11 protein-coding genes and 2 pseudogenes are annotated in these 13,096 nt (G+C 58.1%); 2 read left to right on the forward strand and 11 right to left on the reverse strand.

The window, feature by feature from the left end; genetic code table 11:
- The first annotated feature begins 53 nt into the window (after window positions 1-53).
- Together JXR15_RS06590 and JXR15_RS06595 are read left to right on the forward strand one after the other, a co-directional pair.
- Window positions 54-1,208, forward strand: a complete 1,155-nt coding sequence (locus JXR15_RS06590) for an aromatic ring-hydroxylating oxygenase subunit alpha (RefSeq protein ID WP_422052445.1) — start codon at window positions 54-56, stop codon at window positions 1,206-1,208.
- On the forward strand, window positions 1,205-1,417 hold the full coding sequence (locus JXR15_RS06595; protein WP_422052446.1) for a hypothetical protein: 213 nt from the start codon (window positions 1,205-1,207) through the stop codon (window positions 1,415-1,417). The genes JXR15_RS06590 and JXR15_RS06595 overlap by 4 nt, the downstream gene beginning before the upstream one ends.
- Window positions 1,418-1,426: 9 nt before the next feature.
- Here the strand turns inward: JXR15_RS06595 and JXR15_RS06600 are convergent, their stop codons facing one another.
- From JXR15_RS06600 to JXR15_RS06650, 11 genes and pseudogenes are all read right to left on the reverse strand, one after another.
- Entirely contained in the window at window positions 1,427-2,077 is a 651-nt protein-coding gene (locus tag JXR15_RS06600; protein WP_422052447.1) for a pyridoxamine 5'-phosphate oxidase family protein, read from the reverse strand.
- Between the two features lie 11 nt (window positions 2,078-2,088).
- The gene (locus tag JXR15_RS06605) at window positions 2,089-2,910 is read right to left on the reverse strand and encodes a DUF2189 domain-containing protein (protein WP_422052815.1); all 822 of its coding nucleotides are present in this window, start codon (window positions 2,908-2,910) and stop codon (window positions 2,089-2,091) included.
- Window positions 2,911-3,021: 111 nt separating this feature from the next.
- Window positions 3,022-4,449 carry an amidase gene (locus JXR15_RS06610; protein WP_422052448.1) on the reverse strand — a complete coding sequence of 476 codons (1,428 nt, stop codon included), beginning with the start codon at window positions 4,447-4,449 and terminating at the stop codon, window positions 3,022-3,024.
- Window positions 4,450-4,626: 177 nt separating this feature from the next.
- Complete coding sequence (gene prfB / locus JXR15_RS06615) at window positions 4,627-5,754, reverse strand: peptide chain release factor 2 (protein ID WP_422052449.1); 1,128 nt, start codon at window positions 5,752-5,754, stop codon at window positions 4,627-4,629.
- Between the two features lie 165 nt (window positions 5,755-5,919).
- Window positions 5,920-6,615 (reverse strand): annotated as a pseudogene (locus tag JXR15_RS06620) (methyl-accepting chemotaxis protein); the annotation flags it as partial.
- A gap of 276 nt (window positions 6,616-6,891) precedes the next feature.
- Window positions 6,892-7,665, reverse strand: a pseudogene (locus tag JXR15_RS06625) (hypothetical protein); the annotation flags it as partial.
- Complete coding sequence (locus JXR15_RS06630) at window positions 7,662-8,231, reverse strand: hypothetical protein (protein WP_422052450.1); 570 nt, start codon at window positions 8,229-8,231, stop codon at window positions 7,662-7,664. The gene JXR15_RS06630 and the pseudogene JXR15_RS06625, both read right to left, overlap by 4 nt.
- 166 nt (window positions 8,232-8,397) lie before the next feature.
- On the reverse strand, window positions 8,398-10,950 hold the full coding sequence (locus JXR15_RS06635) for a penicillin-binding protein 1A (RefSeq protein ID WP_422052451.1): 2,553 nt from the start codon (window positions 10,948-10,950) through the stop codon (window positions 8,398-8,400).
- A gap of 132 nt (window positions 10,951-11,082) precedes the next feature.
- Window positions 11,083-11,703, reverse strand: a complete 621-nt coding sequence (locus JXR15_RS06640; RefSeq protein ID WP_422052452.1) for a cysteine hydrolase family protein — start codon at window positions 11,701-11,703, stop codon at window positions 11,083-11,085.
- Complete coding sequence (locus tag JXR15_RS06645; RefSeq protein ID WP_422052453.1) at window positions 11,700-12,149, reverse strand: MarR family winged helix-turn-helix transcriptional regulator; 450 nt, start codon at window positions 12,147-12,149, stop codon at window positions 11,700-11,702. Before JXR15_RS06645 ends, JXR15_RS06640 begins: the two co-directional genes overlap by 4 nt.
- Before the next feature lie 134 nt (window positions 12,150-12,283).
- Window positions 12,284-12,928: a glutathione S-transferase family protein gene (locus tag JXR15_RS06650; protein ID WP_422052454.1), complete on the reverse strand. Its 645-nt coding sequence runs from the start codon at window positions 12,926-12,928 to the stop codon at window positions 12,284-12,286.
- Window positions 12,929-13,096: the final 168 nt, after the last annotated feature.

Here is a 13,096-nt window from a genome sequence, read left to right on the forward strand (position 1 = left end):
ACCGAGCTCGATCTCTCCGCATACCCTTCCTGTGCCAGCCACAGGAGCCCGCTATGTCAGACCGGAAGCCATTCCCCGATCCCCTCACCGCCGTGCGCCGCCCCGTGACCACAGCCAATGGCTTGCCCAACGCCCATTACACCGACCCTGCCGTGTTTGCAGAAGAAACCGACGCCCTCCTCAAGGCCACCTGGGCCGGCCTCGCCGCGGCCTCTGATGTGCCAGACCCCGGCGATGCGGTGCCGCTGACCTTCCTTGGCATGCCGCTGCTACTCCTGCGGGACAAGACTGGCACCGTGCGTGTGTTCAACAACGTCTGCCGCCATAGGGGTATGATCCTCGTAGAAGAACCCCGCAAAATCGAAGGCGCCATCCGCTGTCCGTACCACTCCTGGTGTTACGCCACCGACGGCCGTTTGGTCACCACACCCCACGTCGGCGGTCCCGGCCAAAACACCGACCCAAATATAGATCGTGCCACACTTGGCCTGATCGAAGTCCGCTCGCACATCTGGCACGACATTGTCTTCATCAACATCTCCGGTGGCGCCCCAGCCTTTGAAGAGCAACACGCCGCCCTGCTGTCCCGCTGGCACGCCTTTGACAAACCCCACATCCACGGCGGCACAGACAGCCGCTTCACACTCGATGTTGCCACCAACTGGAAGCTGGCCGTGGAAAACTACTGCGAAAGCTACCACCTGCCCTGGGTCCACCCCGGTCTCAACAGCTATTCCCGCCTCGAGGATCACTACAACATCGTCGAACCGGGCCAGTTTTCCGGCCAGGGCACCCACGTCTACCGCCAGCTCACGTCTGAGGACGGCACCACCTTCCCCGACTTCGCCAACCTGCCCGCTTTCTGGGACCAAGGCGCCGAATACGTCGCGCTCTACCCCAACGTGCTCCTAGGCGCCCAGCGCGACCACGCCTTTGCCATCATCCTGGAACCTCTCGCCCACAATCAAACCCGCGAGCATGTGCACCTCTTTTACGCCAACCAAGAAACCAACGACGCCCTGCGCGCCACAAACGCTGCCCAATGGAAACAGGTGTTTGAAGAGGACATCTTTGTGGTCGAAGGCATGCAACGTGGCCGCTCCGCCCCACATTTTGACGGCGGACGCTTTTCTCCCGCCATGGACGCGCCCACTCATTGCTTTCATGACTGGGTCGCCACGCGCCTGCAAGCACACCGCGGCCTATGAGCAACTTGGAAAATCTCCTACTTGCCGCCCATGACGCAGACGACAAAGTGGCGCTGGTCTTGCTCTACGAGGAAGCTTCAGCCGCTGCGGACACACCCGAGGCAAAAGGCTTCTACCTCACCCAAGCCTTGGTTTACGCGTTGGAGATCGGCCACCCCAAGGCAGCCGATTTGCGCCAAAAACTCAGAGCCACGGGCCGTGAGAACTAACGCTGTACCTCAGTACATCGTCTCCCGATACCGCGCTTCCAATTGTGCATCGAGCTTGGCCATTTCCTCTGCATCCTCAGGCGCGCCCGTGCTCTGATCCAGCACCATCTTACTCAGCGAAGGCATCCCGCTACGGTCCTGTAACGACACAGGATCCCACAGCTTGGACCGGCGGAACGCTTTGGCACAGTGCAAAAACACTTCCCTCACCGACACCACAATCGCCGCGCGCGGCAACCGCTCCTGCACTTCCATCAGCGCCAGCAGCTCCGGATCCGTCGTCACCTGCGCCGTGCCATTCACACGTAGTGTCTCATCAAACCCGGGCACCAGAAAAATCAGGCCTACATTGCGATTGGCCACGATGTTGGTCAGGCTATCAATCCGGTTGTTGCCCGGCCGCTCCGGGATCACCAAGGTGCGCGCATTGAGCACTTTCACAAAACCCTCAGGATCGCCACGTGGCGTCACATCCGCCAACCCGTCCGGCGCCTGCGTGCCCAAACACAAAAACGGCGACCGCGCGATAAAATCCCGCGCATGTTTGTCCAGATAGTCGATGCATTTCTTCTGCGACAAAGACTCAGGATTGGGTGTCTTAAACACCTCCCGCAACCCTGCCACATCCGAAATCACAAACTCCGGCTTCAACTCACCCATTGTTTTTGCCCTCAGCCTTCTTCCTGCACACCCGCTGCTTTGATCAGCGCGTATAAATGCCAACTGCCATGGCCCAATACCGGCAGGCAAATCAACAATCCGAGAAACCCGGGCAGGAGCGCCAAGAACGTGACGCCCGCCACAATGGCCGCCCACATCAGCATCACCACAAAATGGTTCTGCACATAAGCAAAGCTGGTGATCATCGCGGTCACAAAATCAATCTCCCGATCCAGCAACAGCGGCAAAGACAACACCGTGATCATGTACAGCAGAAGCGCAAACAGAAACCCGACAATCGAGCCGACCAGCAACATCGTGATGCCATTTGTGGTGGTGTAAATTTCAAACGAGCTCGACACATTGGTCATCGGCGCCAACCCGAGAAACAGCGCAAAAATCATATGTGCCAGAAAGAACCAGAACAGGAAAACAATGATGATGATGGCGCATATCGACGGCAGCTGCCGCTTGCTTTGGCGCCAAACCACACCGGCAATCAGCGGCCAATTGATCTCCCATCCCCGCTCCAGCCGCAGCGACACTTCATACAGCCCCACAGCGGCAAACGGTCCCAGCAGCGGGAAGCCAATCGCCGCAAAGGTCAGCCAATAGCTCTGCCCACTGGCCACGGTCAGCCAGGCCATCAGCCATCCGCCGATCACATAAAACAGCCCGAACCCAATCCCGTACATTGGCTTACGCACAAAATCCCGCAGACCCAGCTTCAGCGCCTGCCCGAGCATGCCCGGCTTCACGTCTCCCATGGCAGGAGCACCATGGGCCCGCTCGCCATTCTCGCTGCGTGCGGCGGACAGTTGCGTTTCGCTCATGGGTTTTTCAGGACCACGGTTTTCCCTCGCGCCCTCAAGTGTCTCCTCAGACATACGGCCTCCCTGCGCCTGCTCGCTCCCCGGCGATCAAAGCCGGTTTGCTGTCTTAAATCAAGCGTTTGGAATGTGTGGCGGACGTTTCTGGGGCCATTGCGTCGCCATATGGTACGCCTCGGCAATTTCCAGCAGCCGGACATCCGCCCCCTTGGCGCCAATAAGCTGCATGCCCATGGGCAAACCAGCCGCGTTGAATCCCACCGGCACGCTGATCGCGGGCAGCCCAAGCAAGCTTGCTGGCACCATCACCTGCATCCAGCGGTGATACGTGTCCATCGCTACGCCAGCAATCTCCTTGGGCCAGTCCCACTCCGCCGCGAACGGGAACACCTGCGCCACCGGCAGCGCCAACACATCGAAGCGCTCAAACAACTTGGCTGCTGTCGCAAACCAATCCGAGCGCACCCGCGTGGCGTGGTGCAGCGCCATTGCGCCCATCTCCATGCCCCGTTTGATTTCCCACTGCGCCGCGGGTTTGAGCCGCTCCCGCTTGCCGTCATCCTCATATAGCGCGGCCAATTCCCCGGCCAAAGCAAAGGCGCGTAAGTCACTCCAGCTCTGATACATGGCCTCCGCATCAAACGGCGGGTCAACATCTTCCACCACAGTTCCAGCACCGCGCAGCACGTCCAGACCATCCTCACAAAGTGGCAAAATCCCCACCTCCATCGGCATCGCTCCGCCCCAGTCTCCCAGCCAGCCAAACCGCGCGCCTTCCACGGAGCAGACCTCCGGCAGATCCCAATCCTGCACCGGCATGTTAAACGGCACCCCCGGCTCAGCCTGCGCCATCACTGACAGCAACAACGCACAATCGCGCGGACTGCGCGCCATCGGTCCAATGGTGGACAACTGCTGCCAAAAGCTTTCCGCACCAACCTCTTTGGGCACCACGCCCCAGCTTGGCCGAAACCCATACACGTTGTTCCACCCCGCCGGATTGCGCAGGCTGCCCATCATGTCGCTGCCATCCGCCAGCGCCACCATGTTCATCGCCAAAGCCGCGCCAGCCCCGCCGGAACTGCCCCCTGCCGTCCGACTGGCATCAAAGGGGTTCAACGTCACCCCATGCACCGGATTGTAACTGTGGGAGCCCAACCCAAACTCCGGCACATTGGTCTTGCCAATAAAGATCGCCCCGGCCGCCCGCATCCGCGCAACAAACGCGCTGTCACTGTCGGCCACACGATCCACAAACAATGGGCTGCCCTCGGTGGTCCGCATGCCTTTCACATGCGAGAGCGCTTTCACCGCAATGGGCATGCCATGCAACGCGCGGCGCTCAGAAACCGGAACCGCATCCGCCGCCCGCGCCTCCGCCAACAGCTCGACCTCGTCCCGCAAATCCACAATCGCGTTCACCGCGGGGTTCCGCTCCCTTAACCGCGCCAAGGTTGCCGTCATCACGGCCTCCGCGCTCAGATCCCCGCTGCGCAACGCCGCTGCCAGCTTGCCTGCATCCCAATCCAGAAACTCTGCCATACCCTGCTCCTCCTCCCTCTCAGAGGATCATGAACAGGTTAAACACACAAGCGTAGGCACAAACAAAAAGCGCCTCACCTTTCGGTGACGCGCCTGCACATTCTCATTCCACAAATATCCTGGGGGAGTCACCGCCCGCGGTGACGGGGGCAAAGCCCCCTCAACTCTGTCACGACCTTAATCCTCAGACTGCGCATCCGCGCGGCTCATGCCGGACACGTCCATCGCCAATGTTGCTGCCATCAACCCATCCAGGTCGCCATCAAGCACCCCTTTGGTGTCGCTGGTCTCGTAGCTGGTGCGCAGGTCTTTCACCATCTGATAGGGCTGCAACACGTAAGAGCGGATCTGGTTGCCCCAGCCCGCATCGCCCGCGTTCTCATGCACCTCGTTCACCAGCGCAGAGCGCTTGTCGAGCTCGATCTGATACAACCGCGATTTCAACGCTTTCATGGCGATATCGCGGTTCTGGTGCTGCGACTTCTCAGAGCTGGTCACCACAATCCCGGTCGGGTGGTGGGTGATCCGCACCGCAGAGTCGGTGGTGTTTACGTGCTGACCACCGGCGCCCGAGGAGCGATAGGTATCAATCCGAATATCCGCCGGGTTCACCTCAATCTCGATGTTGTCATCCACCACCGGATAGACCTTCACCGAAGTGAAAGACGTGTGACGCTTCGCGGCACTGTCAAACGGCGAAATCCGCACCAGACGGTGCACACCGCTTTCCGACTTCAACCAGCCATAGGCATTGTGCCCGGAAATTTTATAAGCCGCCGATTTAATGCCCGCCTCTTCGCCCGCGCTTTCGGCCTGAAGCTCAACTTTGTAGCCCTTTTTCTCAGCCCAGCGAACATACATCCGCGCTAGCATGCTGGCCCAGTCACAGCTCTCTGTGCCGCCAGCGCCAGAGTTGATCTCCAAGAATGTGTCATTGCCGTCCGCCTCGCCATCCAGCAACGCTTCCAGCTCTTTTTCCGCCGCCTTGGTGACCAGCGCTTTGAGCGCCTCTTCGGCCTCGGTCACAACCTCGTCATCTTCTTCCATCTCGCCAAGTTCAATCAGCTCAATGTTGTCGGACAGTTCGGTCTCAATGGCCTTTACAACATCCATCGCGTCGACCAAAGTCTGGCGCTCGCGCATCAGTTTTTGCGCCGCCGCCGCATCATCCCACAGGTTGGGATCTTCGACGCGGGCGTTGAATTCTTCGAGCCGATAGGGCGCGGTTTCCCAATCCAAACGCTGGCGCAACAGGGTCAGGGATTTTTCGATCTCTGTAACAGTGTTCTGAGCTTCAGCGCGCATGGGAAAAGACCTTCTTATGGGTTCAGATCAGCGTGATAGCGCAGGCCCGCCTGCCCCGCAAGTGACGACGCACGGCCAAGCGCTTTGCTCGGCCGTGCGTCATAAAGTTTTTGGTGCCTGTATCGAAAGACCCTTTTACGCCGCCCGCTGCGCTTCGCCCTCGGGTGTCACCTTGAACACCGACACTTGTGAGGCCAACTCGCTGGCATCGCTGTGCAGCACGGTACTCGCCGCCGCAGTCTCTTCCACCATCGCGGCATTCTGTTGGGTCACACGGTCCAATTCCGACACGCCCTTGTTGATGCCGCTCAACGTGGCCGCTTGACGTTCCGCGCCATCCGCAATGCCGCTGACACGCTCAGACACGGTGGCCACGCCGCTGATGATCTTGGTCAGCTCGTCGCCAGTTCGGCCGACAAGCGTCACACCTTCATCCACATGGGTTGCACTTTCGTTGATCAGCTCTTTGATCTCAGACGCCGAGTCAGACGAGCGCTGCGCCAAGGCGCGCACTTCAGACGCCACAACCGCAAAACCACGTCCCGCGTCTCCGGCCCGTGCCGCTTCCACGCCCGCGTTCAGCGCCAGCAAGTTGGTCTGGAACGAAATGTCATCAATCACCGAGATGATCTGTGAAATTTTATCCGAAGAGGTCTGGATCAGCGACATCGCATCCACCGCCTGCTTCACCACTTCGCCGCTGGACAGCACCGTCTGTTTCGTGCCCGCCACAATGGTTTCCACGTCTTTGGCACCTTCAGCAGCTGCACGTACACTGGCGGTCAACTCTTCCATCGCATGGGCGGTCTGCTCCAACGTGGAGGCCTGGCTTTCGGTCCGGGTCGCCAAAGAAGTCGAAGAATCGCCAATCTCTTTCGAACTGCTGCGGATACGGTGTGAGTTCTCCACCACGGCTTCCATGATCGAGACCAAGGTCACCAAAGTATTGTTGTAATTCTCCCGCAGCGGCTCATAACCCTCGGAGAACCTCTGTTCGATGGGATGGGTCAAATCGCCCTCCGCCAAGCGCTGCAATGCAGCCGTCAACGCGTCGACAACTCGGTCCTGCTCCTGCTGCGCCAACTTTTGCTCCTGCTCCACCGCGTGAGCTTCGGCAAGCTGAACCTTTAGCCCATCAACTGCGCGGGAAATGCCGCCGATTTCATCGCTACGCCTCACATGCTTGGCAGGCGTGTCATATTTTCCATCAGCAATATCACGGACCACATGACGGACATCCTGCAACGGAAGAGACACAACTCGCCGAATAACCCAGGTACATAACGAACACATCACGAGGAATGCAGCGCCTGCTATTGCTATAGAGAACAAATTGGCCTCTCTGGCTTGCGCTAGTGCCTGATCTGGCGACCAGATAATCACAACGCTGCCTGAAATCTTGCTCCCATCTTTGCCACTGCGCGCCGGTACAGCAATGGTGTAGCCATTCTCAGACTGAATCACCTCGCCACTTTCCAACGCTTGCCTACCCAAAAGTTCGGCTTCCGCGAGGCCCTCTGAAGGTTGCGTGCCGGAAAATGCCAATGCTTCGCCTGCTTTATTCAAAGCGACGGCATATACGGCTTGGCCTTCTGCACGATTAATCACGTTGTCCAACGTGCCTTGCACGGCCGGTGTATCTGCAAATCGTATTGCGCCACTGGCATTGACCGCAGTCGAGCCGGTCACCTCCATGGCCAGTTGCATCAACCCACTCTGAATGGATTCGGTGACCAGCCGATGAGATTTCACAGTAAGCATTGTGGCCACAATCAAAGTTGTTCCCACAATCAGAACTGTCACTTTCAGAAACACGGAAAGCTTGTCAAATAACGCCAAAATCGGAGAAAAGAGTCTCATAATCCACTCCCAAAAAGAGTGCGATCCCACTGGGGGATCGCCTATATTCATTCTAGCGTTTCGGCATCAACACCAACCGTAAGCGCGCCGATACTTGCACCCGTATCGGGATCAACAATGGTCATGGAAATTTGCACTTGGTAGGTGCGGGTGGAATCGTCCAATTCCACTTCACTGAAGTGATATGCATCCGGACCAACACTAAACGTGTCCTGATATTTGGCTTCATCGCCTTGCCACATGTCAGAGTTTACACCGGAGGCTGCAACGTTCAGGCCTACGGAATCCATAATGACAACTTCAGTGATCTGCCCGGCCGACTTTTCGACCTGCATGCGCAAGAAGTCCGCCGCTGCATTCTCAATGACTGGCGTGATTGTCGGCGTGCTGGCCGCGCCCACTTCGGCACGCCACGTGGTGTCCATCTGATCGATAGTGGCTTGATCATAGCCAGCGGTGGCTTCATTTTGCGCTTTAATCGCGGCGACTAACAAAGGATCATGTGCCCAACTACGAATGTTGCTTTCCAGGAAAGTTGCCATCGCTGGCTCATACTCGTTGGCAACGGCTGGTGTCGCGGCTAGGGCGACCAAAAAGGCAATTGTGGTTCGTTTCATTGGAGGAGTCCTTGTTAGGCTACATAGTTCTCTCCATTTCATAAGCCCCAAGTCTTTCCCCGTCGTTAATGCCCCCGATAACACCGACTGCTCCAGCGCCAATCCTAAAAAAACGGAGACCGCAAGGGGCCTCCGTTCAGTTACTCAGCCAAGAGTAATTCTATCTTTAGTACAGCCCACCAGAGCTGACCGTGCCAAAGTCCGCCTTAGGCCCGACAACCCCAGTGCCGCCTGAGGAGGTCGTCACCTGACGGCCAGCCGATTGCACTTCCTCCACCAACGGCAGGTTGCTGCCCATGGCAAAACCACCGTCATAGGCGATACCAAAGATCGGCTCTTCGCCGTCACGGAAGTACTCCGCCACAACGCTGGCGCCGCTGGCATCATTGTCCAGACGCGCACCGGTGTAGCGGTCGATCTTGATGAAGTGGCCACCCGGCGGTACGCGGAATTTCCCGCCACCGTATTTCTTGATCGCCTCTTTCATGAACTCCTGGAACACCGGACCACAGGTGGTGCCACCGTAGGTGCCGCGCCCCAATGGACGTGGACGATCATGCCCAATGTAGCAGCCTGCCACGATGTTGCTGGTGAAACCAACAAACCACACGTCTTTCGCTTCATTGGTGGTCCCGGTTTTACCCGCCACCGGCACAGGCAGCTTGATCTGGCTGCTCGCTGTGCCGCGCGTCACAACGCCCTGCATCATCGAGGTCAGCTGATAAGCGGTGATCGCATCCATCACCCGCTCGCGGTTGGTCACAATACGTGGCCCCCGGCTCTCTGGCACACTTGGGTCGAGACAGTCGGTACACTCACGCTGATCGTGGCGATAAATTGTCTTGCCGTAACGGTCCTGCACCCGGTCGACCAAAGTTGGCTCCACGCGCTCACCTCCATTGGCGAACATCGCATAGGCAGCAACCATCTGATACAACGTGGTTTCATCCGCGCCGAGTGAGTTCGCCAGGAAGGCCCCCATGTTGTCATAGACCCCAAAGCGCTCTGCATAGCGCGCCACGGTTTCCATCCCAACTTCCTGCGCCAAACGAATGGTCATCAGGTTCCGGCTCATCTCAATGCCGGTCCGCAGCGGGGTTGGTCCGTAGAATTTGTTGGTCGAGTTCTTCGGACGCCACACACCTTGCGGCGTGTTGATCTCAATTGGCGCGTCAATCACGATGGTTGCAGGGCTATAACCACTGTCCAGCGCCGAGGCATAGACAAACGGCTTAAAGGATGAGCCCGGCTGACGTTTCGCCTGCGTAGCCCGATTGAACACGGTGTCCTGATAGCTGAAGCCACCCTGCATCGCGATCACACGGCCGTTGTTCACGTCCATCGCCATAAAGCCCCCCTGCACTTCCGGAACCTGTCGCAAGGTCCAGCGCACAAAGCTGCCGTCGCTGTCTTTGGTCATCGCCCTTACAAGAACAACATCCCCTTTGGACACCAGATCGCCGGCCACTTTCGCTTTGCTGGCAAGTGACCCGTCTTCACGCTGCTTACGCGCCCACTGCGCATCCTTGGCTGGAATCCAATGGCCGTCATTATCTTCGTCCACACCTTCGATGCCAACACGCGCATCGTTCTTACCAACTTCAAGGACCACCGCCGGGTGCCATTGGCCTTCCAGGTCCACATCCCGCGGGATCGACACATTGGCCAACGCCTCGCGCCACGTAGCCTCATCGCCCAGCAACTCTTCCGGCAGCACCTCGCCGGTGCCACGCCATACGCCGCGCGAGCGGTCATATTTTTCCAGCGCCCGACGCAGCGCCTTGGCCGCCACGTCCTGCATCTCCGGGTCTTCGGTTGAGCGCACGGCCATACCGCCGGAGAAGAACTCATCTTCGCCAAAGTCACGGCTCAGCTGACGCCGAATTTCATCGGTGAAGTAGTCCCGTGGAGGACGCTCGGTTTTGTAGCTCTCATAGTCGCCATTCTGCACCGACTTCAGCGGAAGCGCCTTTTCACTCTCATAGACTGCCTGCGTAATCACGCCGTTCTCAGCCATCTCTTTGAGCACAAAATCCCGTCGTGCCTTCACACGCTCTTTGTTGCGCACCGGATGGAATTTCCCCGGCGCTTTCGGCATCGAGGCCAGCGTCGCCGCCTCATGCGGGGCCAGTTCTTCCAGGGTCTTGTTGAAATAGGTCTGCGCCGCCGCCGCCACACCGTAAGAGTTCTGACCAAGGAAAATCTCATTCATATAGAGCTCAAGAATCTGATCTTTCGACAGCGTGTCCTCGACCCGCGTCGCCAGAATGATCTCTTTGATTTTACGCTCAATTTTCCGATCACCTGACAGCAGGAAGTTCTTCATCACCTGCTGCGTAATTGTCGACGCCCCGCGCACATTGGAGCCCCGCGACTGCACCGCCTCCACAGCTGCCGCAGCAATACCTCGCGCATCATAGCCGGAGTGCGTATAGAAGTTCTTGTCCTCCGCCGAGATAAACGCCTCTTTCACCAGAACCGGAATTTCATCCGCCGGCACAAACAACCGGCGCTCCTTGGCGAACTCGTCAATGATATGCCCCTCACCCGAGTAGATCCGACTGATGGTCGGCGGTTTATACTGCGCCAAGCTCTCATGGCTGGGCAGCTCTTGGCCATAGATCCAGAACACCGCCCCAATAGAGAGCGCCACAACAGCAATGCCCATGGTCACAAAAGTGAAAATGGTGCCGAAGAACGAAAGGATGAATCGTATCACGCTGGAGGCCTTCTGAAGTCGCGTCTCAAAGCCCCTCTATACAGAGGCCCTTAGGCAGGGTCAAAACACCATGCCGCGATAACAGCGCCTTGCGCGTAGTTTTGCCGGAAATCTCACTTCAATTGGCCACCATCACGCCAGCGCAATGCCTTGCCCCTGCAAATCGGCGCGTGTTTTTGCCGTATCCTGCCCCGCCAGAACACCTCGCTCCACCAGCGTCACATCATACCCACGGCGCACGGCCCCCAAAGAGGTCTTCGCCACACAATAATTGTAGTCCAGGCCGACAATCCGCAATGCGCCAACATTCAACTCCGCCAACAAGGCATCCAACGCACCGGTTTCAAACCCGTCCTGCACTCGCTTGACCAGCTCATAATCCGCGATCCCGGCAAATGGCGCCGCAAGTTCCGTCCCAGAAGACCCCGCTATTGCTTGGCCCTTCATTGTCAAACGCGCAATCACCTTGGTCGCGGGCAATGACCATTCCTGTCTGAGCGCAATCACTGGAATTCCCTTCGCTTTGGCCGCTTGAACTTCCTCAAGGATCACCGTCGCAACCGCCTGCTTGTCAGCTTCCGAATAGGGCCCCTCATTCCAGAACACCGATTGCAGATCGATCAACACCAGCGCTTCACCATCTCGCCCCTCGACCCGTGCGCCACGGCTCACCGCTCCAATCCGCACCACGCCGGCAACCAGCCACAACAAAACCGCCACCAACGCGCCAACAAACACATACACAACACTCATGTCTCACCACCCGTCTTGCCCATCAGGCGCTCTGTCAACCGCCGCACCACATCCAAAGCCGTGGCAATCTCCTGCTCCTCAAACCCGTCGCCAATGGCCTCAAGCAACACCCGCTCCCGCGCAACCGCCCCCTCTATCAAAGCCTGCCCCTTGTCGGTCAGTGCCAAAAGTGGCGATCTCTTGTGACGTGGATTTGGGCGCTGTTCCGTCAGCCCCTCGGCCAAAGTCTCATTGACCATGACCTGCACATATTGCCGTTGAATCTGCAAATGACGGGCAATTTCCGGCACGGGAAGCGCGCCGTTCTCCCGCAAGACCTCAAGCACAGCGCGCATTCGCACTGTCAGGCCGGATCCCTCCAGCCCCTGTTCCACAGCCAATTCCGCAACTTGCATCAAGGGCCGCGACATCCAAACCAGATGATATAATCGATCAACTTTTTCCATGTCATCGTTAATGTCATATTGACATGCATGATGTCAATACAAGTGTAACCGCGTTGCCCTAAGCCACGGCCACCAACAAAGTGAGGGCGACACACGTGGTGCCGCCCAACCTTCAAACGGATTCCTCTGTTTATCTACTCAGCCGCCACCGGGAATCGTTCCCCTTCACGCATCTCAATCACCTCGGCCCGCTGAAACGCCTCACGTGCCTTCAGGCGCGCCAGGTATTCGCCAATTGGTCCATCGTGTGGGATCAACCCAATCATCTGCCCAAAGACCAGATTGTTGCCAACAGCCACATCCGCCGCCGAAAATGTGTCGCCCAACAGCCAAGGCCCCTCTGCCAAACCATCAGCCAGCACGTCCATCATCTGCTCAAACGACCCCCAGGCCACCGTTGATGGGGACACTTCCCATTTAAACAACTGCTGCGCAAACGCTGGCTCCATGATCGCGCTGGCAAAGAACATCCAGCGCAAATATTCCGCCCGCGCACCATCCGTCGCCGCAGGCGCCAAACCCGCCGCCGCGTAGCGATCCGCCAGATAAATCGCCATCGCGCCGATCTCTGGCACAGGCGTCCCGCCATCCAACACCAACGGCACTTTCCCCATCGGATGCATCGCCAAAAAATCTGCCTGCTTGTGGCGGCCGGTGGCAAAATCAAAACTCTCCAACTGGTAGGGTTCGCCCAGTTCTTCCAACAGCCAAAGCGCGGCAAAAGACCGGGTGCGCGGCGCGAAGTACAGTTTTAGTGACGGTGTTTGTGTGTCAGACATCTCAAAATCCTCAAATAGTGTTTGCCTGCTTCTCCTAGGATCTATGGTGACACTTAATGTCATATTTGTTGACCCGCGCCCCCATCTGCTCCCCCCCGCCATTGCCTTGCACCTCAGTCGAGACAATGGTTCAGTGCGCCGCAGCATCCAAAGCAGCAAATGGGCACA

It is taken from the genome of Shimia sp., from assembly GCF_049116215.1.
Classification (GTDB): Bacteria; Pseudomonadota; Alphaproteobacteria; order Rhodobacterales; family Rhodobacteraceae; genus Shimia.